We start from the raw sequence: 25,725 nt of genomic DNA, 5'->3' as shown, positions 1-25,725 counted from the left end.
GCACCGGAGCTTCGCCGAGCGGGCGGAGAAGCGAACGAAAGGGCGGAGCAGTGAGCGAGCGAGCCGCACCGTTCTACTGCCCCTACTGCGGCGACGAGGACCTGCGTCCCTCCGAGGAGGGGCACGGCGCCTGGGAGTGCGCCGCCTGCTCGCGCGCGTTCCAGCTGAAGTTCCTCGGCCTGCTGGCCAAGGGCCTTCAGGCCGTCGGCACGACCACCGGCACCACCACCACCGGCAACACCACCACCGACCGCGAGAGGGGCACCGGGTGACCACCGCTCAGCGCACTGCGGAGGAGCTGGAGAAGCTGGCCGAACGGGCGGGCAGAGAGCTGGAGGAGGCGTCGGCGCTCGAGGTGCTGCGCTGGGCCGCCGACAAGTTCGGCGACCGGTTCTGCGTGACGTCCTCGATGGAGGACGCGGTCGTGGCCCACCTGGCCTCCCGCGCCCGCCCCGGTGTGGACGTGGTCTTCCTGGACACCGGCTACCACTTCCCGGAGACGATCGGCACCCGTGACGCCGTCGCCGAGGTCTACGACGTCAACGTCATAACTCTGACGCCCCGCCAGTCCGTTGCCGAACAGGACGCCGAGTACGGGCCGAAGCTGCACGACCGCGACCCGGACCTGTGCTGCGCCCTGCGCAAGGTCAAGCCGCTGGAGGAGGGCCTGGCCGGGTACGACGCCTGGGCCACCGGGCTGCGCCGCGACGAGTCGCCGACCCGCGCGAACACCCCGGTCGTCGGCTGGGATCCCCGCCGCGGCAAGGTGAAGGTCTCCCCCATCGCCCGCTGGACCCAGGACGACGTGGACGCCTACGCGGCGGAGCACGGAGTCCTCACCAACCCCCTGCTGACGGACGGATACGCCTCCGTCGGCTGCGCGCCCTGCACCCGCCGGGTGCTGGAGGGCGAGGACGCCCGCGCGGGCCGCTGGGCGGGCCGGGCCAAGACCGAGTGCGGGCTGCACGGATGACAACGACGACGACGGCCACGACGACGAGGGATGCCACGACGACCGGGCATGCCGGGACAGAACACGCGCACACCGGGCACGCGAAGGAGCAGGAGCCGCAGATGACCGTCACGGACCGGGGAGCCACCGTCTGGCTCACAGGTCTGCCGAGCGCGGGCAAGACCACGATCGCCTTCGCCCTGGCCGAGAGGCTGCGCGGCGACGGCCACCGGGTCGAGGTGCTGGACGGCGACGAGATCCGCACCTTCCTCTCCGCCGGGCTCGGCTTCTCCCGCGAGGACCGGCACCAGAACGTCCAGCGCATCGGCTTCGTCGCCGAACTGCTCGCCTCGCACGGGGTGAAGGTGCTGGCGCCCGTCATCGCGCCGTACGCGGACAGCCGTGAGGCCGTGCGCAAGCGGCACGACGCGGCGGGGACGCCGTACGTGGAGGTCCATGTGGCCACCCCCGTCGAGGTCTGCTCGGACCGCGATGTGAAGGGCCTGTACGCCAAGCAGCGGGCGGGGGAGATCTCCGGCCTCACCGGTGTGGACGACCCCTACGAGGCCCCGGAGCGGCCGGACGGCCGGATCGAGGCGCACACGCAGACGGTGGACGAGTCCGCGGCGGCGCTGCACGCGCTGCTCGTTGAAAGGGGTCTGGCATGAGCGACGCACGCGGTGTGATCACGGCCGTCGAGACGGCCGAGACGCTGGAGAACCCCTACACGCTCAGCCACCTGGACGCCCTGGAGTCCGAGGCGGTCCACATCTTCCGTGAGGTCGCCGGCGAGTTCGAGCGCCCTGTGCTGCTGTTCTCCGGCGGCAAGGACTCGATCGTGATGCTGCACCTGGCGCTCAAGGCGTTCCGCCCGGCGCCGGTCCCGTTCACCCTGCTCCACGTGGACACCGGGCACAACTTCCCCGAGGTCATCGAGTACCGCGACCGCACGGTCGAGGCGCACGGGCTGCGGCTCGTGGTCGCCTCCGTGCAGGAGTACATCGACGGCGGCAGGCTGCGCGAGCGTCCCGACGGCACCCGCAACCCACTGCAGACCGTTCCCCTGCTCGAGGCCATCGAGAACGGGCGCTTCGACGCGGTGTTCGGCGGCGGGCGCCGGGACGAGGAGAAGGCCCGCGCCAAGGAGCGCGTGTTCTCCCTGCGGGACGAGTTCGGGGCGTGGGACCCGCGCCGGCAGCGCCCCGAGCTGTGGCAGCTCTACAACGGCCGCCACGCGCCCGGTGAGCATGTGCGTGTCTTCCCGCTGTCCAACTGGACCGAGCTGGATGTGTGGCAGTACATCCTGCGCGAGCGGATCGAGCTGCCCGAGATCTACTTCGCCCACGAGCGCGAGGTGTTCAGCCGCAACGGCATGTGGCTGGCGCCCGGCGAGTGGGGCGGCCCCAAGGAGGGCGAGGCGGTCGAGCGCCGCATGGTGCGGTACCGCACGGTCGGCGACATGTCGTGCACGGGCGCGGTGGAGTCCTCCGCCGCCACCGTCCCCGAGGTGATCACCGAGGTGGCCGCCAGCCGCCTGACCGAGCGGGGAGCGACCCGGGCCGACGACAAGATGTCCGAGGCCGCCATGGAGGACCGCAAGCGCGAGGGGTACTTCTAACCATGAGTGCGAACACCACCGTCGACCTCCAGCAGGTCAGCGCCACCTCCCTGCTGCGCTTCGCCACCGCGGGCTCGGTGGACGACGGCAAGTCGACCCTCGTCGGCCGGCTTCTGCACGACTCCAAGTCGGTGCTGACCGACCAGCTCGAGGCCGTCGAGCACGCCTCGCGCAGCCGCGGCCAGGACGCGCCGGACCTGGCGCTGCTGACCGACGGGCTGCGGGCCGAGCGCGAGCAGGGCATCACCATCGATGTCGCCTACCGCTACTTCGCCACCGCCCGGCGGCGGTTCATCCTGGCCGACACCCCCGGACATGTGCAGTACACGCGGAACATGGTGACCGGCGCCTCCACGGCGGAGCTGGCCGTGGTCCTGGTCGACGCCCGCAACGGGGTGGTCGAGCAGACCCGCCGCCACGCCGCGGTCGCCGCGCTCCTGCGGGTGCCGCATGTGGTGCTGGCCGTGAACAAGATGGACCTGGTCGACTGGTCGGAGCCCGTCTTCGCGGCGATCGCCGAGGAGTTCACCGCCTACGCCGCCTCCCTGGGCGTGCCGGACGTCACCTCGATACCGATCTCGGCCCTGGCCGGGGACAACGTGGTGGAGCCGTCCGCCAACATGGACTGGTACGGCGGCCCGACCCTGCTGGAGCATCTGGAGACCATCCCGGTCGGCAGCGACCCGAGCGACGAGGCGGCGCGCCTTCCGGTCCAGTACGTGATCCGCCCGCAGACGGAGCAGTTCCGGGACTACCGCGGCTACGCGGGCCAGATCGCCTCCGGTGTGCTGCGGGTGGGCGAGCCGGTCACCGTGCTGCCGTCCGGCCACACCTCCACGATCGCGGGCATCGACCTGCTCGGTGAGCCGGTGGACGTCGCCTGGGCCCCGCAGTCCGTGGCCGTACGGCTGGCCGACGACATCGACATCGCCCGCGGTGACCTGATCGCCCCGACGGCGCAGGCGCCCGCGGCGGTCAAGGACGTCGAGGCGACGGTCTGCCACCTCAACGAGCGCGAGCTGCGCGTGGGTGACCGGGTGCTGCTGAAGCACACGACCCGCACGGTCAAGGCGATCGTGAAGGACATCACCCACCGCCTGGACATCGACACACTGGACAAGCAGGAGCGGCCGGGGTCGCTGAAGGTGAACGACATCGGGCGGGTCGTGCTGCGCACGGCCGAGCCGCTGGCGCTGGACGCCTACGCGGTCTCGCGGCGCACCGGCTCGTTCCTGCTCATCGACGCCGCCGACGGTACGACACTGACCGCCGGCCTGGTCGGCGAGGCTTTCTCGGGGGGTGCGGCACATGGCATGTGAGGTCTTCTCCACGTTCGACAAGCTGGGCGGCTGGATCAGCGGCGGCCAACTGAGCAGTGGGCAGGGCGGGGTGGCGCGATGTGTGCGCTGACGATCACCGCTGTCCCCACCCTGTCGCAGTACCAGCACCGAAGACATATCGCTGTCCGGTCCGCGCCCTGACGCCCGGACCCCGCCGAGAGGAAACCCTCCCGTGTCATCCGCTCAGTCCACGCCCTCCAGAACCATCCGCTCCTCCCGGCGTCTGATCGCCGTGGCCGCGCTCATCCCCGTGATCGGCGTTCTCGGCGCCTGCGGCTACGGCTCGGAGAAGAAGGACGACTCCAAGAAGGCCGCTCCCGCGGCCAACGCGAACAAGAAGAAGCTGTCCGCCTCCGAGGTGAAGATCGGCTACTTCGGCAACACCACTCACGCCACTCCCATCGTGGGCCTCCAGGAAGGCCTGTTCGCCAAGGAGCTCGGCGGAACCTCGGTCAAGACCCAGGTGTTCAACGCCGGCCCGGCGGAGATCGAGGCCCTCAACGCGGGTGCGATCGACATCGGCTGGATCGGCCCCTCCCCGTCGATCAACGGCTATGTGAAGTCCAAGGGCCAGAGCCTGAAGATCATCTCCGGCTCGGCCTCCGGCGGTGTCTCGCTCGTCGTCAACCCCAAGAAGATCAAGGGCCTGGACGACCTCAAGGGCAAGCGGATAGCCACTCCCCAGCTCGGCAATACGCAGGACGTGGCGCTGCTGAACTACCTGGCGGAGAAGGGCCTGAAGGTCGACGCCCAGACGGGCAAGGGCGACGTGAAGGTCATCCGCCAGGACAACAAGGAGATCCCCACCTCCTTCCAGCGCGGTGACCTCGACGGCGCCTGGGTGCCCGAGCCCACCGCCTCCAAGCTGGTCGCGGCAGGCGGCAAGGTCGCCCTGGACGAGAAGACGCTGTGGAAGGACGGCAAGTTCGTCATCACGAACGTGATCGTCTCCCAGAAGTTCCTCAAGGAGCACCCGGACGTGGTCGAGGCCGTGCTGCGCGGCTCGGTGAAGACCAACGCCTGGATCACCGCCAACCCCGACAAGGCCAAGAAGGACATCAACTCCGCTCTGGAGACGCTCTCCGGCAAGGCCCTGCCCGACGAGGTGCTCGACCCCGCCTTCAAGAACGTGCAGATCACCAATGACCCGCTGGCCTCCACCCTCCAGCAGGAGGCCGACCACGGCATCAAGGCGGGCCTGCTCGACAAGGTCGACCTCAAGGGGATCTACGACCTGACGCTCCTGAACAAGGTGCTCAAGGCCGAGGGACAGCCGGAGGTCGCCGACGCGGGACTCGGCGCCAAGTAACGCACGTCAAGCGGACACACCGGTCCGCCCCGCCCCCGTGCGGCGGGGCGGACCGGCCCCCGACCCAAGGAGGTGACCTCGATGGCAACCACCCTCGTCAAGGCCGAGTCCGGCGCAGACTTCGTGGACTCCGCTTCACCCGCCGTCCGTCTGAACCACGTGTCGAAGTCGTTCGGTCGTCCCGGCGCTGCGCAGACGGTGCTCGACGACATCAGTCTGGACGTGGCGCCCGGTGAGTTCGTCTGCCTCCTCGGTGCCTCGGGATGCGGCAAGTCCACCCTGCTCAATCTCGTCGCCGACCTCGACAGGCCGTCGGCCGGCAGCATCGAGGTGCCCGGCGGCCGTCCCGCGCTCATGTTCCAGGAGCACGCGCTGTTCCCGTGGCTGACCGCGGGCAAGAACATCGAACTCGCCCTGCGGCTTCGCGGGGTCCCGCGCTCCGAGCGGCGCGGCGAGGCCGAGCGGCTCCTGGAGATCGTGCGGCTGCGGGGCGCCTACGGAAAGCGGGTCCACGAGCTGTCCGGCGGGATGCGCCAACGGGTGGCGCTGGCCCGCGCGCTCTCCCAGGCGACCCCGGTCCTGCTGATGGACGAGCCCTTCGCGGCCCTGGACGCGATCACCCGCGATGTCCTGCACGACGAGCTGACGCGGATCTGGTCCGAGACCGGCGTGTCCATCCTGTTCGTCACCCACAACGTCCGCGAGGCGGTCCGGCTGGCCCAGCGGGTCGTGCTGCTGTCCTCGCGGCCAGGGCGCATCGCCCGCGAGTGGCGGGTCGACATCCCCCAGCCGCGCCGCATCGAGGACGCCGCGGTCGCCGATCTGTCCATCGAGATCACCGAACAACTGCGGGGGGAGATCCGTCGACATGGCCAGCACTGACACCGGGCGGTCCGCGGGCGTCACCACCGATGGCCAGGACGCCGAGAAGACCGGGGCCGCTGGACTCGAGGACGCCGGGTTCAAGGACGCCGGGTTCAAGGACGCCGGGCTCGAGGGCAGCGCAGTCGCGGACGCCGGGCTCGAGGACACGCAGGCCACACACGGGAGTGCGGGCGACCGTCCTGTCGGGGACGACCTCGGTGGCCTCGAGGCCGGTCTGGACGCCCTGGAGACGCAGGCACAGTCCCGGGTGCCGCTCGGCACGATCCTGCTGCACAAGGTCCTGCCGCCGGTCGTGGCCGTCGTGCTCGTCCTCGGTGTGTGGCAGATCCTCGCCGCCGCGGACGTCAAGCCCGACTACATGCTGCCCAGCCCGCTGGACGTCTGGCACTCACTGAGCGACCAGTGGCACAAGGGCACGCTCCTGGGCGTGGTCTGGCAGAGCCTGAGCCGCGGCGCCCTCGGCTTCCTCGCCTCACTCGCCATCGGCACCCCGCTGGGGCTGCTCGTCGCCCGGGTGCCGTTCGTGCGTGCCGCCATCGGCCCGATCCTGTCGGGACTCCAGTCCCTGCCGTCGGTCGCCTGGGTGCCCGCGGCGATCATCTGGTTCGGGCTGAACGACTCCACGATCTACGCGGTGGTGCTCCTTGGCGCCGTCCCCTCCATCGCCAACGGCCTGGTGTCCGGCGTCGACCAGGTGCCCCCGCTGTTCCTGCGGGCCGGGCGCACCCTGGGTGCCGCCGGGCTCAGCGGGATCCGGCATGTGCTGCTGCCCGCCGCGCTGCCGGGGTATCTCGCGGGGCTCAAGCAGGGCTGGGCCTTCTCCTGGCGCTCGCTGATGGCGGCGGAGCTGATCACGCACTCCCCCGACCTCGGTGTGGGCCTCGGCCAGCAGTTGGAGAACGCCCGCGGCAACTCCGACATGCCCGGTGTGCTCGCCGCGATCCTGCTCATCCTGGTCGTCGGCATCGGCATCGAACTGCTCGTCTTCTCCCCGATCGAGCGGCGGGTGCTGCGCAGCCGCGGCCTGATCGCCCGCTCTCTGTAGGTCGTCGGTCCGTTAGGTCTCCCATGAACCCCGTCCTGGTCATCATCGCCCACGGCAGCCGCGACCCGCGGCATGCCGAGACCGTCCGGTCCCTGACCGCGAGGGTCCGGCGGCTGCGGCCGGGGCTGCGTGTGGAGACCGGATTCCTGGACCACTGCGGGCCCGGCGTCGGGCAGGTGCTCGACCGGCTGGCGGCGCAGGGGCGGCGGGAAGTGGTCGCGCTGCCGCTGCTGCTGACGCGGGCCTTCCACGCCAAGGCCGACATCCCGCAGGTGCTGGACCTCGCCTCGGCCCGCAACCCGGGGCTCGACATCACCAGGGCCTGGGTCCTCGGCCCCTCTCCCCTGTTGCAGGACGCCCTCGACCGGCGGCTGCGGGAGGCCGGGGTGTGGCCCGGCGAACGCTCGACCGGGGTCGTCCTGGCCTCGGCGGGCTCCTCGGACCCGGAGGCGGTCGCGGTGATCGCAGAAGTCGCGCGGGAGTGGCGGCGTACCGGTTGGTGCGCCGTGGTCCCCGCGTTCGCCTCCGCCAGAGGTCCGCGTACGGAAGAAGCGGTGGAGCGGTTGCGCCGCGACGGCGTGGAGCACATCGCCGTCGCGCCGTACGTGCTGGCTCCGGGCTTTCTGCCGGACCGGATCGTGCGCGGTGCCCGCGCGGCCGGCGCCGACACCGTGGCGGACGTCCTCGGTGACGCTCCCGAGGTGGCACGGCTGCTGCTGGCGCGCTTCGACGAGGCCCGCGTGGCGCAGCCCGCGGCCCTGTCGGCCTGACCGGCCGACCCGCCGTCCACGCAGCACCTCCCCCGGCGGCTCCCAACGGCGGCTCCCCCTCGGCGGCTTCGGCCGGTGGCCTCCTCGGCGCCTTCCCCGGGTGGCCCCCTCGTCTGCCCCTCGGCGCCTTCCCCGGCGGCTTCGGCCGACGGCTTTCCCGGCGGCTTCGGCCTGCGGCTTTCCCGGCGGCTTTCCCGACGGCTTCGGCCGGATGCTTCGGCCGCCTCCGTGTAAGGGGCATCGACCTTGGACAGGTAGGGAATGCCCCACCCCCCGCGGAGGAGCACCCCCGCCCGTAATCACCTGTGCGCCGGATGGGCCCTCGAACCGGCCGCCCGTAGCGTCGACCGCATCGCATTCGGAGCATCGACGGACCCGTTCACCGAGGGGGAGGACACCGTGTCGCACAAGCACGGCGGCGCCAAGCAGGGCCTGGCCGCCGCCATCGGGGGCTGGAGCGCCCGGCACAGGAAGACAGCCGTCTTCGGCTGGCTGTTGCTGGTGGCGCTGGCCACCGTGATCGGCGGCATGGCCGGCCGGACCAACCTGACCGAAGCCGAGGAGGTGCCGGGCGAGTTCGGCCGCGCCGTCAAGATCCTCGACGAGGCGGGTATCGAGGATCCGGCCAATGAGATGGTCCTCGTGCAGGCCAGGGACGGCTCGGTCTCCGCCGGGGACCCGGCCTTCCGTGCCGCGGTGGACGACATCGTCGCGGCCGTGAACCGGACGGGCAAGGTCGAGCACGTCAGCAGCCCCTATCAGTCGGGCACGGTGTCGAAGGACAAGCGCTCGGCGCTGGTGCAGTTCGACATGCGGGGGCCCGCGGACGACGCGTCCGCACATGTGCAGCCGGTCCTCGACGCGGTGGCCAGGGTCCAGAGCGAGCACAAGGCGCTGCGTATCGAGGAGTTCGGCGGGGCGAGCGCTGACAAATACTTCAGCGACATCGTCGACGGCGACTTCCGGAAGGCCGAGTGGACGGCGGTGCCGCTGGCGCTGGGCATCCTGCTCATAGCCTTCGGCGCGCTCGTGGCCGCGCTCCTTCCCGTGGCCCTGGCGCTGACCGCGTTCATCGGGGCCTCCGGCCTGGTCGCGGTGGCCAGCCACTCCATCCACACCAGTGACGACGCCAGTTCGGTCATGCTGCTCGTGGGCCTCGCCGTGGGTGTGGACTACTGCCTGTTCTATCTGCGCCGGGAGCGCGAGGAGCGGGAGGCCGGGCACGACGCCCAGACCGCGCTGCGGATCGCCGCGGCCACCTCGGGCCGTGCCGTGCTGGTGTCGGGGCTCACGGTGATGGCCGCGATGGCGGGGATGTTCTTCACCGGCATAGGCACCTTCAAGGCGATGGGCGTGGCCACGATCCTGGTGGTGCTCACCGCGGTCGTGGGCTCGCTGACCGTCCTGCCCGCCCTGCTGTCGATGCTGGGGGACCGGGTGGAGAAGGGCCGGGTGCCGTTCCTGCACCGAATGAAGAAGAACAGCGACGGCAGCCGCTTCTGGCGGGCGGTCCTGACCCGTGTGCTCGGGCGTCCCGGGATGTCGGCGGCGGTCGCCGGAGGGGCGCTGGTCCTGCTCGCGGTGCCGGTGATCGGCCTCAACACCGCGCATCTGACGTTGCAGCAGGAGGCCGACGACAGCGTTGCGGTCGTCCAGGCGTCCAACCACATCAACGAGGCGTTCCCCGGCGGCTCCGAGCCCGCCCAGGTCGTGGTCAAGGCGGACGGCATCACCTCCGGCCCCGTGAGCGGCGCGATAGCCGCGTTCAAGAGGCAGGCGGTCTCCTCCGGAGCCAGCGAGGGCCCGGTCACGGTCACCCTGCACAAGTCCTCGAATGTCGCGGTGATCGACGTTCCGCTGGCGGGCGACGGCAATGACAGCGCCAGCGAGAAGGCGCTGGGGACCCTGCGCCACGACGTCGTTCCGGCCACCCTCGGCCATGTGGACGGCGCCACCACGGCGATCGCGGGCTCGACGGCCGCCTCGGTGGACTTCAGCAAGCAGCTCGGCGACGGTGTGGTGCCGGTGTTCGGGTTCGTGCTGGCCCTGGCGGCGATCCTGATGCTGCTGTCGTTCCGCTCGCTCACCATCGCCGCCACGACGATCGTGCTCAACCTGCTGTCGGTCGGCGCCGCCTACGGTGTGCTGACCATGGTCTTCCAGCACGGCTGGGGCGCCTCGCTGGTCGGCGCGGAGGGCGTGGGCGCGGTGCAGTCGTGGCTGCCGCTGTTCCTGTTCGTGATCCTGTTCGGCCTGAGCATGGACTACCACGTCTTCGTGCTCTCGCGGATCAAGGAGGCCCATGAGCAGGGGCTGGCGACCCGCGCGGCCATCTTCCGGGGCATCACCAGCACCGCGGGTGTCGTCACCAGCGCGGCGGTGATCATGGTCGCCGTGTTCGCGGTCTTCGGAACGCTGTCGATGCAGACCATGAAGCAGCTCGGCGTCGGCCTCGCGGTGGCCGTCCTGATCGACGCCACGCTCATCCGCGCGGTGCTCCTCCCGGCGGTCATGGCCCTGCTCGGGGAGCGCAACTGGTACCTGCCGAAGTGGCTGGAATGGCTGCCCGACCTGTCCGAGCCCGCCCACTTCCCGCCTCCCCCGGCGCGCCCGGCCCCGGTGGAGCAGCCGGTTCCCGCCCGCCAGCCGGACCTGGTCTGACCTGCCCGGCTCCCACCCCGGTGCCCCGGCTGCCGATTCGGCGGCCGGGGCGTCGGCCTGACGGAAGGTCTGCGGGAAAGTGCGGCCCCGGACTCAAGAACGGCTCGTTCGGCGCCCTCTCCGGTAATCGCACACCCGCTTGACCCCTTGTCAGGGAAGCCCGCATTCCACATACTTCCCTCAACGCGGCAGGCTCCCACCGAGCCGGGTCCGCGCATCGATCGCCAGACCGTCCCACCGGCCGTCGCATCCGGGCGGCGGACCGATCCCGTCAGTGAAGCGCAGCGGTGCGCCGTCGCGGCGTACCGGATCGTCGCACGTGCCCAGCCCACCATCGGCTCGGCGCGCGCATATGCACCTTGGATTGACATGACCCTGCCCAAACCCTCCGGCGGGGTCCCCCAATCGAAAGGAACCTCTGGTGAAGAAGTGGCTGACCTCGTGGAAGAGGACGATGGCTGTCGCGGCCGTCGTGCTGGCAGCGTTCAGTCTGAACGCGCCCGCCCAGGCACGGAGTTCGGGACCGGCCCCGGGCCCCTCCGTCGTGGGCGGCACCCGCGCCGCGCAAGGTGAGTTCCCCTTCATGGTCCGCCTGTCCATGGGCTGCGGCGGCGCGCTGTACTCGCCGCGCCTGGTGCTGACGGCCGCGCACTGCGTCGGCTCGACGGGCACGAACACCAGCATCACCGCCACCCTCGGCGTCGTCGACCTGCAGAGCTCCAGCGCCATCAAGGTCAGGTCGAACTACGTCTACCGGGCGCCCGGTTACAACGGCAACGGCAAGGACTGGGCGCTCATCCGCCTCCAGACCCCGGTGACCAGCCTGCCGACGCTTCCGATCGCCAAGAACACCGCCTACAACAACGGCACCTTCACGGTGGCCGGCTGGGGCGCGGCCCGTGAGGGCGGCGGCCAGCAGAGGTACCTGCTGAAGGCCACCGTTCCGTTCGTGGACGACGCCACCTGCCAGGACGCCTACTCCGACCTGGTCCCGGGTGACGAGATCTGCGCCGGCTACATGGCCACCGGCGGCGTCGACACCTGCCAGGGCGACTCCGGCGGCCCCATGTTCCGCCGGGACAACAACAACGCCTGGATCCAGGTCGGCATCGTCAGCTGGGGCAACGGCTGCGCCAGGCCGGGCTACCCGGGCGTGTACTCCGAGGTGAGCACATTCGCCGCGAACATCGCCTCCGCGGCCGCCTCGCTGGGCGGATGACGGCACCAAGGTGACCGCACCACGGGTGACCGCACCACAGGTGACCGCAGAACGGTGACCGAAGGCGGCGGGGGGCACCTCACGAGTTCCCCGCCGGTCCCCACCGCAGGCACAGCCGCGCCCCGTGCCGGCCCACCCCCGTTGGGCCGGCACGGGGCGCTCAGTGTTCCCCCACCGGCTGGCGGCCCGCTGACGGGACGCTGACGCGAGAGCGCCACGCCCCCATAGACTGGACGCCGGGTGGGGACTCGGGGGGACAGAACAGAACAGGTGGACTCGTGGGCGCGGTCGTTGAGTTTCGACTCCTGGGGCCTTTGGAGATCCTTGTCAACGGCGAGAGCGCCCCTCTGCGCGCCGGGAAGCTGCGTGCCCTGCTGGCCGCCCTGCTGCTGCGCCCCGGACAGTCCGTCAGCGTCGACGAACTGATCGACTCCCTGTGGGGCGAGACTCCTCCCGCCCAGGCCAGGGTGACCCTGCACACCTATGTGCTGCGGCTGCGCCGGGCGCTGGGCGAGGCAGCGGAACTGCTGCGCACGACGAGCAACGGATATCTCGTCGACGCCACCCCCAGGACCCTGGACACCGCCCGCTTTCAGGAACTGCTGGAGCGGGCCCGTGAGCACAGCGGGGACCCCGCCGCCGAGGCCGAGAGCCTGCGCCAGGCCCTGGAGTTGTGGCGGGGCAGCGCGCTGGCGGACGTCCCCGGTGAGACGCTGCACCGCGAGGAGGTGCCCCGGCTGCTGGAGCACCGCCTGCGGGCCTGGGAGCGGCGCATCGACCTCGATCTGCGGCTCGGCCGCCACGCCGATGTCCTGCCCGAGCTGACGGCGCTGACCGCGGAGTACCCGCTGCGGGAGCGCTTCTGGGGCCAGTTGATGCTGGCGCTGTACCGGGCGGGACGCCAGGCCGAGGCGCTGGACGCCTACCGGAAGGTCAAGGCGGTCCTGTCCGACGAACTCGGCCTGGACCCGGGCGCCGAACTCCAGCGGCTCCACCGGGACCTGCTGACCGGAGACATCTCCGGCACCTCCCCCGGTCCCGTTTCCGGGCGGCCGCGGACCGGCGGGCGCGGGGAGGCTCACGCGCGAGGGCAGCAGGGCCCAGAGGACGGCCGCGAGCAGGGGCGTGCCGAGCCCGCGCTGTGGACCGTGCAGTGCCAACTGCCGCCCGATCTCGCCGACTTCGTCGGCCGCGAGTCCGACCGCGAGGTGGCCGAGGATCTGCTCGAGCGGGGATCGCGGGCGGGTGTCCCGGACATCCTGGTGATCTCCGGCCCGCCCGGGGTCGGCAAGACCGCGCTGGCGGTGCGCCTGGCGCACCGGCTGCGCGAACGGTTCCCGGACGGCCAGTGGTACGCCCCCCTGGACGGTGCCCAGGGCAACCCCAGGGACCCCGCCGATGTGCTCGCCGACCTCCTTCTGGCCGCCGGAGTGGAGGCGGGCGCGATACCGGACGGCCTCCAGCAGCGCGCCTCGGCCCTGCGGGCGCGCCTGGCCGACCGCCGGGTCCTGGTGCTGCTCGACGACGCCGCCGACACCGCGCAGGTGCGCCCCCTGCTGCCCGGGCGGCCGGGCAGCGCCGTCCTGGTCACCAGTCGCAGGCGCCTTGGCACGCTGGACGGGGTGAAGGCCCTGCCGCTGGCACCGTTCACCCCGGACGAGTCGGCCCGGCTGCTGGAGCGCCTCGTCGGCGCCGAACGGGTCGCGGAGGAGCCCGCGGCCACCGAGGAGCTGACCCGCACCCTCGGCGGGCTGCCACTGGCGCTGCGGATCACCGGAGCCCGGCTGGCGGCGCGGCCCAACTGGACCCTGACCCGGTTCGCCGGACGCCTGCACGACGAGCAACGGCGCCTGGACGAGCTGGCCTTCGGGGACCTGGCCGTGCGCGCCAGTCTGGAGCTGAGCTACACCGCGCTCGGCGCCCGGGCCCGCACCGCGTTCCGCCGCCTCGGCCTGATCGGGGCGCACGACGTGGCGGCCTGGACCCTGGGGGTGCTCACCGACGGCACGGACGGCGAGGAACTGGTCGAGGAGCTGCTGGAGGCGGGGCTGCTCATCCCGACCGGCGTGGACGACTGCGGGGAGCCCCGCTACCGGCTGCACGACCTGCTGGCCGTGTACGCACGGGAGTTGACGGTGCTCACCCCCGACCAGGAGACCTCCGACGCCCTCCAGCGGCTGCTGTCGACACTGGTCTCCCTGACCGACTCCTGCTGGGCGCGCCTGCCCCGCCCGGCCGATGGTCTGCCGCCCGAGCCGCACGAGGCGCCGACGGCGCTGCCCGCGTCCGAGGCGGCCCGGCTCACGGCCGACCCGCTGGCCTGGCTGCTCGCGGAGCGCGCCGTGATCGTCGACGCCGTGGAGTGGGCGACCCGCAAGGGGCACTACGCGGACGCGGCGGCGCTCGCGCACCGGGCCTTCATGATTCTGGACGTCTACATCGGGCGGCGCAGGGTCGAGCAGCTGTGGGTGAGGGTGCGCGATGCCGCACGGGAGGCCGGGGACGACCGCGTGGCCTGGAACGCGGAGGAGCGGCGGTGCGGCCAGCTGATCGCCCGCGGCCATGTCGCGGACGCCGCCGCCGGCCTGCGCGAGTGCGTCACGGCGTTCGACCGGCTGGGCATACGGGCGCGGCTGGTCCACGCGCTCGACGCGCTCGCCTCCTGCCTGATGGAGCAGGATGCCCCGCACGAGGCCCTGGCCTTCGCTCGGCGGGCCCTGGACCTGGCCAGGAACGACGGCGACATGAAGCTCCAGGCGGGGGCGCTGCGCGAGCTGGGCGCGGTGATGGAGCACCTGGACAGATACCAGGAGTCCATCGACCTGTTCGAGCAGGCGGTGGCGATCACCGCTCGGATCGGCGCCGAGGGCGACATGGGCAACATCCTGGGGCGGATGGCGCGCGCGGCGATGGACCACGGCGACCTGCCGCGCGCCCGGGAAGCCGCCGGGCGGGCGCTGGCCATCGTCAGCCGTACCAAGGACCCCTACGGCGCCGCCTGGTTGACGGCGCTGTCCGGACGGATGGCAGCCGCGGAGGACCGGCACGAGGAGGCGGTCGTCCTGGCGAGGGACGCCCGGCAGCGTTTCGGCGACCTCTCCGACGGGCGCGGTGAGCACCTGGCCGCGCTCACGGAGGCCACCAGCCTGCTGGCGCTGGACCGCCGCGACGAGGCACTGCCCCTGCTCGCCACGAGCGACGCGGTCCTGACCAGGCTCGGCGCCACCCGCCTGCGCGACCAGGCGCGCGCCGCCCTCGCGGCGGCCACCAGGGGCGCCGACCCCCGCGTGGCCACCTGAGCGGCGTCCAGGGGCGTCAACGACTCGGGGCCCTGCCGTCGCGCCGATGACGTGCCCCCGGGGCGGGGGGCTACTGTGCGGGCATGGAGGCCATCCCGTTGTCGCAGGACAGTGCCCGGCGGCTGCTCTCTGCCGCTGGGTTCGACGGACCCCGGGCGCGGCTGCTCGCCCTGGGCGAGAACGCCGTGTTCGCCCTCGCCGAGGGTCCCGTGGCCAAGGTCGGCCGTACCGTCGAGTTGCTGGAGCGGGCCCGCCACGAGATGCGGGTCGCCCGGTGGCTGGCCGAACAGGGTGTGCCCGCGGTGCGGGCGGCGCGGGCCGAACCCCTGCTGGTGGAAGGCAGCCCGATGACGCTGTGGGAGCCGCTGCCCGCTCCCGTTCGACAGACCCGGCCCGCCGATCTCGCCCAGCTCCTACGGCTGGTGCACGCGCTGCCGGAGCCGCCGTTCCCGCTGCCCGAGCGGGATCTGCTCGGCGGGGTGGAGCGCTGGCTCGGCCTGGCGCAGGGGCATGTGGACCCGGCGGACATGGCGTTTCTGCGGGCCCGCCGTGACGAGTACGCCCTCGCCGGCCGCGAGGTCAAGCCCGTACTGGACCCGGGGCCCATCCATGGGGACGCGCTCCCGCGCAATGTGCTGGTGGGGCCGGACGGTCCCGTGCTGATGGACCTGGAGACGTTCTCCACGGACCTGCGCGAGCACGACCTCGTGGTGATGGCCCTGACCAGGGACCGCTATGGGATGCCCGACTCGCAGTACCGCTCGTTCACCTCCGGCTACGGCTGGGACGTGACGGAGTGGGACGGCTGCCTGGTGCTGCGCGGCGCCCGGGAGACGGCAAGCGCCGCGTGGGTGGCCCAGCAGATCCCGGGCAACCCGGCCGCGCTCGCGGAGTTCCGCCGCAGGGTCGCCTCGCTGCGCGAGGGCGACCCGGCGGTGCGCTGGCACTCCTTCTGACCCGTGTGACGGCGTAAATGTGTGACGGCGTAACGGCCTTACGGCGTGACGGTGCAATGGCGTGTCCCGCGAGACCCGGTGCCCCGTCACCGCCTGACCGGTCCTCAGGCCAGGCCCGGCACCGAGTCCGGCTCGCGCAGCGGCCAGCGGCCGTCGACCACGGCCTGCGGGTCGCGCCCCCTGCGCAGCCAGTCCTGGAAGCCCGCCGCCCAGTCCGCGTACCAGCTGACCTGCGTACGGTGCAGATCCCAGGACTCCTGCGCGGCCACCTCGGGATGCCGCTCCGCTATGCGCACGGCGACCCGGACGGCCGCCAGGGCGTCCGCCGCCGCCTCGTGGGCGCCCTCGAGCACCACGTCGTAGACCTCGCAGGCGGCCTCCAGCGTGCGCTTGCCCTTGCGGTAGCGGTCCACCCCGCGGTCCACGGTCAGCGGGTCGACGACCGGGCCGACCTCGGCGCCGAGCCGCTCGGCGAGTGAAGGAAGGCCGTATCTGCGCAGCTCCGCCGAGAGCAGGCTCAGATCGAAGGCCGCGTTGAAGGCGACGACCGGCGTCCCCCGGGACCAGTGCTCGACCAGCCCCGCGGCGATCTCCTCCACGGCCTCGGGCGCCGGGCGGCCCTCGGCGGCGGCCTGCTCGGTCGTGATCCCATGGATGGCGGAGGTCTCCTCGGGAATGGGCACACCCGGATCGACCAGCCAGTGGCGGGAGCCGACCAGCTCACCGTGCACGGCTTCGGTCAGTGCGGCGGTGACGATCCTCGACCCCTGGGGGTCCGTCCCAGTGGTCTCCAGGTCGAACCCGATGAGGAGCCCCTGATGCCAAGCCATGTCGTGCGTCCTTCCCCTTGCCGCCCCCGTTGTTCACCCCATCATCGCGTGCGGCACCGACACTCCTGACAGGTGGTCAGAACATTACGGAACAGAGCGAACCGGATCAAAGGGGGATCAATTCAGGACACCGGCCGGGAGTCGGTCCACACCCCTTCGAACTCCTCGCGGTAGATCTCGAACAGCCCGTGCTCCCCGCCCGCCTCCCCGTGGACCAGGTCGCGCCCCCCGCTGCGCAGGACCAGGACCGGGGACTCCATGCCCCGCGACTTGCGCAGGTAGGACTGGACAACGGCGATGCCTTCGGCGCTGTCGCCGTCGACGAGGTAGGCGGTGAACCTCGGGGTCTCGTCGAAGACCCGGATCTCGAAGCTCCCGGTGTCACGCAGGCGGGAGCGGACCCGCCGCATGTGCATGATGTTCATCTCCACCGACCGGCTCAGCTCGCCCCGGCCGAGGCCGAGTTCACGCTCGCGGCGGCGCACGGCGCTGCTGGCCGGATTGAGGAACAGCAGCCGCACCCGGCATCCGGACTCGGCCAGTCGCACCAGCCGTCGGCCGGAGTAGTTCTGGACCAGCAGGTTGAGACCGATCCCTATCGCGTCGAGGCGGTGGGCGGAGCCGAACAGGTCCTCCAGCGCCACCTGGCTCTGCAGCCGCACCCGGTCCGGGTGCACACCGACCACATCGGCGTAGCGGTCGCCGACCAGTTCCTCCACGACGTCGACGGGCAGCCGGGCGTAGGCGGTGCCGCCGCGCGTGCCCGCCTCCAGCAGGTCGAGCAGCCGCTGAGCGGCCCGCTCGGCCTGGGCGAGGACGGTTTCGGACAGGGACCGGTTGCGGGAGACGACATGCCGGGCCACCTCCAGTTCGTCCAGGGCGAGTTCGAGTTCGCGCCGGTCGGCGAGGAAGGGGTCGAAGCACGGCCAGTGCTGGACGACGAGCTCTCGCAGCTGAGGCAGGGTCAGGAAGATCAGCAGGTCGTCGTCGGCGGGGTCGAGCAGATAGCCCTTGCGGCGGCTGACCTCCCTGACGGCGGCGGCCCGTTGGACCCATTCGTGCCCGGCGGGACCGGCGGCGGCGACCACCCACTCCTCGCCGTGGACGGGTTCGTAGACGGGCCGCAGCACGGCGGCGACGACGGCGCGGAGGCGCTGTTCGACGAGATTGAGCCAGACATAGGCACGGCCGGCACGCCGGGCGCGAAGCCTGACCTCGGCCCAGTCCCGTGCTGCCCAGTCCAGTTCGGCGCCTATCTCGGCAGGGCGGGGGGCGGACACAGTGCTGGTTGCTCCCTCGCCATGACCCTGATTCCCCTGGCCGCCGCCGTCCGAGGAGGGCAGGACCAGTCCCGACGTCACCACCGGCACCGCCTTCCCACGGCCTTCCCGTGAAGGCCTCGCGACCGTCTGCCGTCCGGCAGCGATCAAGACTACTGCCCTCGCGGGGGGCGGCGCAGCCCGATGGGTGGTGTTGTCCGGCAGGCGGTCAACTGCCGCGCCGCCCCGCGGTACTCGCGGGGCGGCGGGGTCGATCCGGCCGCGGCGGTGGGCCGTGCGGCCGGGGCGGTGGAGTCCGTCCCTCCGGGGGCGATGGCGGGGAGGACAGCCCCGGGTCCCGAGCAGGGGGGCGGGACCCGGGGTGCTCAGGTGCGGGAAACGGCGGGTCAGTGCCGTCCGCGGGCGGATGTCACCCCTCGTGCGGGTGGCCGTTGTTCCCGAGCCGCTCGTCCGGGGTGAGCGGGCTCATCGCCGTCACGTCACGGGGAACGAGCTGGAAGCCCTGCCAGTGCACGGGCATCGGGCTCTGGTCCTCGTCCCTGGGGATGTGGTGGAAGCCGACGTTCACCCACATCGTGGGGTTGGTCAGCGCCTCCCCGTTGACGTACTTGTCGACGGACCTGGCCTTCTTGCAGGCCGGGTCCTGGTTGTCGTTGGCGTTCTTCTCGCACGCCTTGTACTGCGTGAAGTACACGTCGTTCTTGGTGAAGGTGTGGGCGTCGTACTTGTCGCTGTGGTTCTGGACCAGCTCCCACGAGCGCGGGTGCCCGTCGCTGTTCCTGCCCGCGGTGCTGACCACTCGCCACCAGCGCCGCAGGCTGGAATTGGCGGCGGTCTCCTTCTTCAGCTCCGACATGGAGGTGCTGAGGATGGCCGACGCATCGCCCTTCTTGCCGGTGTACTTCGTCTCGTACTGCTCGACCTTGGCCTTGGGGGAGCCGTCCAGGTCGAAGTTCAGCCGCCAGAAGACGCTGTGGTAGTGACTGGTGGCGTAGTCGCTCCTGCCCTTGCCGATGGGCCAGCCGTCGGAGGACTTGCTGTAGTCGCCGGGCGAGAGGTCGCCGGTGGCGCCGACGCGGGCGGTGATGGTGCCGTCGTCGGAGAAGATCCACTGGTTGATGTACTCGTACCAGCCCACCTGGCTCACGCTGAACAGGACGAGATCCTGTCCCTGGGCCTGGAAGAGCTTGCCCGGGCTGCCGTCCTGCTTGGCGTAGTCCTGGGACCGGTAGGCGGTGCCGCGGGCCTGGGTGTTGACGCACAGGGCGTTCTGGGCGTGCGCCTTGTTGCCGATGAAGGCCTTCCGGATGGTGCCGCCCGGGCACTCGGCCGGGTCGAGCTTCATCAGGATGCCCTCCCGGCCGAAGCCGAACATCGTGATGTCGTTGTACTCCGCCTTGCCGGAGTCGTAGGGCACGTTGACCTGGGCGAGCGCCGCCGAGCCGAGCACCGTGATGGGCTTCTTCTCGCGCTTGGGCTGGTAGGAGACGTCCTCCAGCACCAGGCCCGCCAGGGGGTCCACGCGCCAGCACATCCGCCAGGTGGTGCCGCCCGCGAGCTTGTGCTCGATCAGGGAGCGGCCGCTGCACTTGGCCGCCGAGGCGTTCGGGGCGGCCTTCGGGGAGGTGCCGGGGGCGGCCTGGGCCGTTCCCGACCCGGACCCGCCGAGGGTGACGGAGGCGAGCAGGAGGGCCGCGGTTCCGCCCAGGGCGGACCGCAGTTTCGTTGTGCGCATGTCTGGGGTCTCCTACGGGATCCGGGTGACGGTCCGGTCGGTCAGGTCGATCACGAGGTCGGTGACGTCGATCCACGGCCCGCCGCCGGACACTCGGGTGAACAGCGACAGGCAGCGGTCCTTGGCGCACTTGCCCAGGGGTGAGGCGCCGGTGAGCTCGCCACCGCTGCCTCCGTAGGCCAGGCCGCGCGAGTTGAGCTGCGCCGGCCGGGTGAGCGGCTTGCCGGTGGCGTCGCGGTAGTTGGCCTTGAGCCGCTTGGCGTCGCCGTCGGCGAGGAGCAGCTTCACCGCCTCGTCGGTCTCCTCCCGGGAGGGCGGCGGCTGGATCCCGGAGGCCGCGCTGGACGCGGTGACCTTGCCGGCGTCGAGGTCGACGGTCCGCTTGACGACCGTGCGGTCCTCGTAGTTGAAGAAGTACACGTCCGCGGTGCGGGCACCGGGGGTGTCGGCGAACTCGGTGCGCAGGTACTCCGGGCCCGGTCCGCCGTGCACATCGCGGCTCCTGGCGCGGAACGAGGCGTCCACGGCGAGCTTTCTGGCCCGCTGGACCTCGTCGGGGGTGAGCGGGTCCCGGCCGCTGCCCCTTTCTCCCACCGGTCCGGCGTCCTCGACCACGCCGGGGGCGGAGCGGCCCGCCGCGGCGGAACCGGGCGCGCCCTGCCCGGCGGTGGCGGAGGAACCGCTCGGGGACGGCGACGCGTTCCCGTCGTCCCCCATGGCCTGAAGGGGGACCGTGACCGCGATCATCGCGGCGGTGCACGCCAGCGCTGTCGCGGAACCCCACAGGACACGTGTGGCGGTGATGGCGCGGCGAGCCGGACGGCCCGTGTCCTGATCACCCTCGCGAGGCCCCACCCCGGTGCCCCGCTCGGGAGGGATTGCCTCCCCCTCGTTGTTCATTTCTCCCCTTTGCGCTGTTCGGTTGTGTTTCCCCCGTCCCGTGCTGAATGACGCCGGTCCCCACGATCGGGTTGCCTCTCCAGGGCGTTGCGCTGCCCATCCTGGGGAAGATCTTGGGAAACTCGTTCGGCCCGGCCTTTCGTGGGCAAGGATTCGCGTGTGCGTCGGCAGCCGTCGGCGCAGTGCAGCTCAGGGCCCGACGGCCCCGGACCACCGGGACGTGCGCGGCACCGACGTTGGAAGAGGTGGGCCACCGACATGCAGGTCTGGCCGGGGCAGCCGTACCCACTCGGCGCCACGTACGACGGGGCGGGTACGAATTTCGCGGTCTTCTCGGAGGTGGCGGAGCGGGTCGAGCTGTGCCTGCTCGAGGACGACGGTTCCGAGACCGCGGTGGAGCTGCGGGAGAACGACGCCTTCGTCCGGCACGCCTACCTGCCCGGGGTGATGCCGGGGCAGCGCTACGGCTTCCGGGTGCACGGGCCGTACGACCCCCGAGCGGGGCACCGCTGCAACTCCTCCAAGCTCCTGCTCGACCCGTACGCCAAGGCGATGAGCGGGGCCATCGACTGGGACGAGGCGGTCTACGGATACCGCTTCGGGCAGCCGGACTCGCGCAACAACCTGGACTCGGCGCCGCACACCATGACGTCCGTGGTGGTCAACCCGTACTTCGACTGGGGCAACGACCGCCCGCCGAACCCGGCCTACCACCACACGGTGATCTACGAGGCGCACGTCAAGGGCCTGACGATGCTCCATCCGGACCTGCCCCGTGAGATCCGGGGGACGTACGCGGCGCTCGCCCACCCCGCCGTCATCGACCACCTGGTCGAGCTGGGGGTCACCACCCTGGAGCTGATGCCCGTCCACCAGTTCGTGCACGACCATCGGCTGGTGGACGAGGGGCTGGCCAACTACTGGGGCTACAACACCATCGGCTTCTTCGCCCCGCACGGCGCCTACTCCTCCCTCGGGGACCGCGGCCAGCAGGTGCAGGAGTTCAAGACGGCGGTCAAGGCGCTGCACGAGGCGGACATGGAGGTCATCCTGGACGTGGTCTACAACCACACCGCCGAGGGCAGCCACCTCGGCCCCACGCTGTCCTTCCGCGGCCTGGACAACGGGTCCTACTACCGGCTCGCCGAGGACGCCCGGTACTACGAGGACACCACGGGCACGGGCAACTCCCTGCTGATGCGCAGCCCCCACGTCCTCCAGCTCATCATGGACTCACTGCGCTACTGGGTCACCGAGATGCACGTCGACGGCTTCCGCTTCGACCTGGCGGCGACGCTGGCCCGGCAGTTCCACGAGGTGGACCGGCTGTCCTCCTTCTTCGACCTGGTGCAGCAGGACCCGGTGGTCAGCCAGGTCAAGCTGATCGCCGAGCCCTGGGACGTCGGCCAGGGCGGCTACCAGGTGGGCAATTTTCCACCGCTGTGGACGGAGTGGAACGGCAAGTACCGCGACACCGTGCGCGACCTGTGGCGGGGCGAGCCCGCGACCCTGGCGGAGTTCGGGTCGCGGCTGACCGGCTCCTCCGACCTCTACCAGGGCGACGGCCGCCGCCCGCTCGCCTCGATCAACTTCGTGACCTGCCACGACGGCTTCACCCTGCGGGACCTGGTCTCGTACAACGACAAGCACAACGAGGACAACGGCGAGGGCAACCGCGACGGCGAGGGCTTCAACCGCTCGTGGAACTGCGGCGCCGAGGGCGGGACGGACGACGAGGAGATCATGGCGCTGCGCACACGTCAGATGCGCAACTTCATCGCCACCCTGATGCTCTCCCAGGGTGTGCCGATGCTCAGCCACGGCGACGAGTTCGCCCGTACGCAGCACGGCAACAACAACGCCTACTGCCAGGACAACGAGCTGTCGTGGGTGCCGTGGCCCAAGGAGGACGAGGAGGACACCCTCGCCGCCGAGATCCACGAGTTCACCCGGAAGATGGTGTGGCTGCGCCGGGACCACCCGGTGCTGCGGCGGCGCCGCTTCTTCCACGGCCGCCCGGTCGCGGGGACGCACGACGACCTCTCCGACATCTCCTGGTTCACCCCCGAGGGTGAGGAGATGACGGAGCAGGACTGGCAGGCCGCTCAGGCCAGGGCACTGACGGTGTTCCTCAACGGCAATGCCATCTCCGAGCCCGACTCCCGAGGGGGACGGGTCACGGACGACTCGTTCCTCATGATGTTCAACGCGCACTACGAGCCGCTGGAGTTCGTGGTGCCGGTGGACCACGGCAGGGAGTGGCGGTTCGTGGTGGACACCGCGCGGCCCAAGGGGGCGGCCGGGGACGACACGGCGAAGGTCAGGGCGGGCGACCGGCTGCCCGTCACCGACCGCTCTGTGGTGGTGCTCCAGCGTCCCGCGTGATGGGAGGCAGGGCCTGTGGGTAGAAGTCATTCCATGACGACTGCCCCGTCCTGCGCGCGGACGACGCCGACGGCCACCTACCGCCTCCAGATGCAGGCGGCGTTCCCCTTCGCGGCCGCACAGTCCGTGGTGCCGTACGCGGCCTCGCTCGGCGTCTCCCACCTCCACCTGTCCCCGGTCCTCCAGGCGGCGCCGGGCTCCACGCACGGCTACGACGTCGTGGACCACAGCCGGGTCAGCGAGGACCTGGGCGGTGAGGAGGGGTTGCGCTCACTGGCCCGCAAGGCGCGGGAGCTCGGGCTCGGGCTGGTGGTGGACGCCGTCCCGAACCATATGGCCGTGCCCGTCCCCGAGCATCTGAACCGGCAGCTGTGGTCGGTGCTGCGGGAGGGGCCGCACTCCCCCTTCGCGAGGTGGTTCGACATCGACTGGCGGGCGCATCCGGGTGACGGGCGGCACGGGCGGATCCTGCTGCCGGTGCTGGGCGGCCGTCTCGGGGACGAGCTGGAGAATCTCACTCGCGACGAACTCGACGGTGAAACGATCCTTCGCTACCACGGCCACACCTTCCCGGTGCGGGAGGGAACCGAGGAGCTGCCACTGGAGGAGCTGCTGAGGAACCAGTGGTACCGGCTCGCCTGGTGGCGGCTGGGCGCCACCGAGCTCAACTACCGGCGCTTCTTCACCATCAGCGACCTCATCGGGCTGCGGGCCGAGGAGCCGGAGGTCTTCGCGGCCACCCACGAGGTCCTGCTGCGCCTGATGGACGAGGGGGTCGTCGACGGGCTGCGGATCGACCACCCGGACGGGCTGGCAGACCCCCGCGGCTATCTGCGCCGGCTGGCCGAGGCCACGGGCGGGCGGTGGACGGTGGTGGAGAAGGTGCTCACCGGCGAGGAGCGGCTTCCCGGGGACTGGCCGTGCGCCGGAACGACGGGATACGACGCGCTGGGCCGCGTGGACGGGCTGTTCGTCTGCCCCGAGGGAGCCCGGGAGCTGCGCCGGGTCCATGACGACTACACGGCGCCCGACACCGGCCGCGCCGAGGGCTGGGAGGAGACCGCGAGGACCGCCGCGCGTGACGTCGTCAGGGAGGAGCTGGCCGCCGAGGTCGAACGCCTGAGCGTTCTCGCGTCGCGGATATGCGCCCGCGAGAGCGCCCTGAGCGACCACAGCGCACGCTCGCTGCGCACGGCCGTCGAGGAACTGCTGCTCGCCTTCCCGGTCTACCGCCCGTACGTCGTCCCCGGCGAGCGGGCGCCGGCCGAGGCGGTGGAGCTGCTGGAGCGGGCCGCCGAGGTCGCCGCGCGGGCCTTCCGGGTGCCCGAGGAGGCCGCGGCGGTGCAGGTGGTGCGGGACCTGGCGCTCGGGGCGCTCGGGCGCTCGCCGGACAAGGACGACTTCGTCGCGCGGTTCGCACAGGTCTCGACGGCCGTGCGGGCGAAGGCCGTGGAGGACACCGCGTTCTACCGGTGGTTCCCGCTGCTGTCGCTCAACGAGGTGGGCGGCGAGCCCGATGGGCGGGGGACCGAACCGGACGAGTTCCATGCCTTCTGCGCGCGTCTGCAGCGCGACTGGCCCGCCACGGGCACGGTGCTGTCCACGCACGACACCAAGCGCAGCGCCGACGTCAGGGCCCGGATCGCCGTGCTGTCCGAGGCGCCGCAGGAGTGGCGGCAGTGGCTGGCGGACGCCGACGGCGCGTACGCGCACCTGCGGGCAGGTGTGCCGGACCGGCACGCCCAGTACCTCGTGTGGCAGACGCTGGTAGGTGCGGGGGCCGATCCGGACGATGTGGGGGCATGTCCCGCACGGGTGGTGGAGGCGGTCCGCAAGTCGCTGCGCGAGGCGGGGACGCGGACCAGCTGGACCAGCCCGGACGCGGACTACGAGAGCGCGGTGCTGGAGTTCGCCGCCGCCGCGGCGCAGGGGCAGTCCCACCCGGCCGCGGACCTGCTGAAGGAGCACGGCCCCTCGGAGCGGGCGAATGTACTGGGCGCGGCACTGGTCCACCTGACGATGCCGGGTGCGCCGGACGTGTACCAGGGCACGGAGTCGCTGCGGCACACGCTGGTGGACCCGGACAACCGGCGGCCGGTCCCGTTCGCGGACCTGGCGGCCCGGCTGGCGCGCCTCGACGACGGCGAACCGGGCCGGGACCTGCGGGACGACAAACTGTGGTTGACGGCCAAGGCCCTCCGCCTGCGCCGCTCCCACCCGGAGTGGTTCGGGGACGCGGCCGGCTACACCCCGCTGCACGCCCACGGCGCGGCGGCCGACCACGCGTTCTCCTTCATCCGAGCCGACCGGGTGACAACGGTGGCCACCCGCCTGTCCCGCGCGTTGGCAGCCGGCGGCGGCTGGGGCACCACGGAACTCCCCCTGCCGGGCGGCGTATGGACCGACGAGCTGACGGGCCGGTCCTTCAACGCCCCGGTGCCACTGGCCACCCTTCTGACGGACCTCCCCGTGGCCCTGCTGGTGAGGCGGGAAGGGTAAGGAGCGGCGGGCCGGGCGCGGGACGCCGCTGGGCAGGGCCAG

General features: G+C 71.8%; 19 protein-coding genes. 15 read left to right on the top strand and 4 right to left on the bottom strand.

Annotation, left to right across the window (positions count from 1 at the left end; translation table 11 throughout):
- Positions 1–50 precede the first annotated feature (50 nt).
- The 13 genes from IEY86_RS20870 (at position 51) to IEY86_RS20805 (ending at position 16,054) form a co-directional block, all read left to right on the top strand.
- A complete protein-coding gene (locus IEY86_RS20870) occupies positions 51–272 on the top strand; it encodes a hypothetical protein (RefSeq protein ID WP_189133312.1) in 222 nt (73 codons plus the stop codon).
- Positions 269–973, top strand: a complete 705-nt coding sequence (locus IEY86_RS20865; protein ID WP_189133311.1) for a phosphoadenylyl-sulfate reductase — start codon at positions 269–271, stop codon at positions 971–973. Before IEY86_RS20870 ends, IEY86_RS20865 begins: the two co-directional genes overlap by 4 nt.
- On the top strand, positions 970–1,620 hold the full coding sequence (cysC, locus tag IEY86_RS20860; RefSeq protein ID WP_189133310.1) for an adenylyl-sulfate kinase: 651 nt from the start codon (positions 970–972) through the stop codon (positions 1,618–1,620). Before IEY86_RS20865 ends, cysC begins: the two co-directional genes overlap by 4 nt.
- Positions 1,617–2,570 carry a sulfate adenylyltransferase subunit CysD gene (gene cysD / locus IEY86_RS20855; RefSeq protein ID WP_189133309.1) on the top strand — a complete coding sequence of 318 codons (954 nt, stop codon included), beginning with the start codon at positions 1,617–1,619 and terminating at the stop codon, positions 2,568–2,570. The genes cysC and cysD overlap by 4 nt, the downstream gene beginning before the upstream one ends.
- Positions 2,571–2,572: 2 nt before the next feature.
- Positions 2,573–3,889: a sulfate adenylyltransferase subunit 1 gene (locus IEY86_RS20850; protein WP_189133308.1), complete on the top strand. Its 1,317-nt coding sequence runs from the start codon at positions 2,573–2,575 to the stop codon at positions 3,887–3,889.
- 193 nt (positions 3,890–4,082) lie between these two features.
- Complete coding sequence (locus tag IEY86_RS20840) at positions 4,083–5,219, top strand: aliphatic sulfonate ABC transporter substrate-binding protein (protein WP_189133306.1); 1,137 nt, start codon at positions 4,083–4,085, stop codon at positions 5,217–5,219.
- A gap of 72 nt (positions 5,220–5,291) precedes the next feature.
- The gene (locus IEY86_RS20835) at positions 5,292–6,101 is read left to right on the top strand and encodes an ABC transporter ATP-binding protein (RefSeq protein ID WP_189133305.1); all 810 of its coding nucleotides are present in this window, start codon (positions 5,292–5,294) and stop codon (positions 6,099–6,101) included.
- Positions 6,088–7,149, top strand: a complete 1,062-nt coding sequence (locus tag IEY86_RS20830; protein WP_229698626.1) for an ABC transporter permease — start codon at positions 6,088–6,090, stop codon at positions 7,147–7,149. Before IEY86_RS20835 ends, IEY86_RS20830 begins: the two co-directional genes overlap by 14 nt.
- Before the next feature lie 23 nt (positions 7,150–7,172).
- Entirely contained in the window at positions 7,173–7,919 is a 747-nt protein-coding gene (locus tag IEY86_RS20825; RefSeq protein ID WP_189133304.1) for a sirohydrochlorin chelatase, read from the top strand.
- Between the two features lie 399 nt (positions 7,920–8,318).
- Positions 8,319–10,580 (top strand): MMPL family transporter, encoded by a 2,262-nt coding sequence (locus IEY86_RS20820; protein WP_229698625.1) that lies wholly within the window; start codon positions 8,319–8,321, stop codon positions 10,578–10,580.
- 454 nt (positions 10,581–11,034) lie between these two features.
- On the top strand, positions 11,035–11,799 hold the full coding sequence (locus tag IEY86_RS20815; protein WP_189133411.1) for a S1 family peptidase: 765 nt from the start codon (positions 11,035–11,037) through the stop codon (positions 11,797–11,799).
- A 278-nt stretch (positions 11,800–12,077) separates the two neighbouring features.
- Entirely contained in the window at positions 12,078–15,098 is a 3,021-nt protein-coding gene (locus IEY86_RS20810; protein ID WP_189133302.1) for an AfsR/SARP family transcriptional regulator, read from the top strand.
- A gap of 83 nt (positions 15,099–15,181) precedes the next feature.
- The gene (locus IEY86_RS20805) at positions 15,182–16,054 is read left to right on the top strand and encodes a phosphotransferase enzyme family protein (RefSeq protein ID WP_189133301.1); all 873 of its coding nucleotides are present in this window, start codon (positions 15,182–15,184) and stop codon (positions 16,052–16,054) included.
- 104 nt (positions 16,055–16,158) lie between these two features.
- Here IEY86_RS20805 and IEY86_RS20800 read toward each other — a convergent pair whose 3' ends face one another.
- From IEY86_RS20800 to IEY86_RS20785, 4 genes are all read right to left on the bottom strand, one after another.
- Positions 16,159–16,884 carry an exonuclease domain-containing protein gene (locus IEY86_RS20800; RefSeq protein WP_189133300.1) on the bottom strand — a complete coding sequence of 242 codons (726 nt, stop codon included), beginning with the start codon at positions 16,882–16,884 and terminating at the stop codon, positions 16,159–16,161.
- A 122-nt stretch (positions 16,885–17,006) separates the two neighbouring features.
- The gene (locus IEY86_RS20795; protein WP_373287062.1) at positions 17,007–18,245 is read right to left on the bottom strand and encodes a DUF5919 domain-containing protein; all 1,239 of its coding nucleotides are present in this window, start codon (positions 18,243–18,245) and stop codon (positions 17,007–17,009) included.
- Between the two features lie 328 nt (positions 18,246–18,573).
- Positions 18,574–19,899, bottom strand: a complete 1,326-nt coding sequence (locus tag IEY86_RS20790) for a copper amine oxidase (protein WP_189133298.1) — start codon at positions 19,897–19,899, stop codon at positions 18,574–18,576.
- A 12-nt stretch (positions 19,900–19,911) separates the two neighbouring features.
- Positions 19,912–20,799 (bottom strand): Tat pathway signal sequence domain protein, encoded by an 888-nt coding sequence (locus tag IEY86_RS20785; RefSeq protein WP_189133297.1) that lies wholly within the window; start codon positions 20,797–20,799, stop codon positions 19,912–19,914.
- Positions 20,800–21,057: 258 nt separating this feature from the next.
- Here IEY86_RS20785 and glgX point away from each other — a divergent pair, with 258 nt between their 5' ends.
- Both glgX and treY read left to right on the top strand, forming a co-directional pair.
- Complete coding sequence (glgX, locus tag IEY86_RS20780; protein WP_189133296.1) at positions 21,058–23,184, top strand: glycogen debranching protein GlgX; 2,127 nt, start codon at positions 21,058–21,060, stop codon at positions 23,182–23,184.
- A 33-nt stretch (positions 23,185–23,217) separates the two neighbouring features.
- Positions 23,218–25,683 (top strand): malto-oligosyltrehalose synthase, encoded by a 2,466-nt coding sequence (gene treY / locus IEY86_RS20775; RefSeq protein WP_189133295.1) that lies wholly within the window; start codon positions 23,218–23,220, stop codon positions 25,681–25,683.
- Positions 25,684–25,725 lie beyond the last annotated feature (42 nt).

Source organism: Wenjunlia tyrosinilytica (genome assembly GCF_014646055.1).
Lineage (GTDB): Bacteria > Actinomycetota > Actinomycetes > Streptomycetales > Streptomycetaceae > Wenjunlia > Wenjunlia tyrosinilytica.
Note: the sequence above shows the minus strand (reverse complement) of the source record. Positions and strands in the feature narration are given on the sequence as shown.

What these genes read in the sequence shown, in the direction of transcription:
- IEY86_RS20830 (WP_229698626.1), top strand. Translation starts at nt 6,088, where the DNA reads ATGGCCAGCACTGACACCGGGCGGTCCGCGGGCGTCACCACCGATGGC.
- IEY86_RS20785 (WP_189133297.1), bottom strand. Translation starts at nt 20,799, where the DNA reads ATGAACAACGAGGGGGAGGCAATCCCTCCCGAGCGGGGCACCGGGGTG.
- glgX (WP_189133296.1), top strand. Translation starts at nt 21,058, where the DNA reads ATGCAGGTCTGGCCGGGGCAGCCGTACCCACTCGGCGCCACGTACGAC.
- IEY86_RS20825 (WP_189133304.1), top strand. Translation starts at nt 7,173, where the DNA reads ATGAACCCCGTCCTGGTCATCATCGCCCACGGCAGCCGCGACCCGCGG.
- cysC (WP_189133310.1), top strand. Translation starts at nt 970, where the DNA reads ATGACAACGACGACGACGGCCACGACGACGAGGGATGCCACGACGACC.
- IEY86_RS20850 (WP_189133308.1), top strand. Translation starts at nt 2,573, where the DNA reads ATGAGTGCGAACACCACCGTCGACCTCCAGCAGGTCAGCGCCACCTCC.
- cysD (WP_189133309.1), top strand. Translation starts at nt 1,617, where the DNA reads ATGAGCGACGCACGCGGTGTGATCACGGCCGTCGAGACGGCCGAGACG.
- treY (WP_189133295.1), top strand. Translation starts at nt 23,218, where the DNA reads ATGACGACTGCCCCGTCCTGCGCGCGGACGACGCCGACGGCCACCTAC.
- IEY86_RS20815 (WP_189133411.1), top strand. Translation starts at nt 11,035, where the DNA reads ATGGCTGTCGCGGCCGTCGTGCTGGCAGCGTTCAGTCTGAACGCGCCC.
- IEY86_RS20790 (WP_189133298.1), bottom strand. Translation starts at nt 19,899, where the DNA reads ATGCGCACAACGAAACTGCGGTCCGCCCTGGGCGGAACCGCGGCCCTC.
- IEY86_RS20800 (WP_189133300.1), bottom strand. Translation starts at nt 16,884, where the DNA reads ATGGCTTGGCATCAGGGGCTCCTCATCGGGTTCGACCTGGAGACCACT.
- IEY86_RS20805 (WP_189133301.1), top strand. Translation starts at nt 15,182, where the DNA reads ATGGAGGCCATCCCGTTGTCGCAGGACAGTGCCCGGCGGCTGCTCTCT.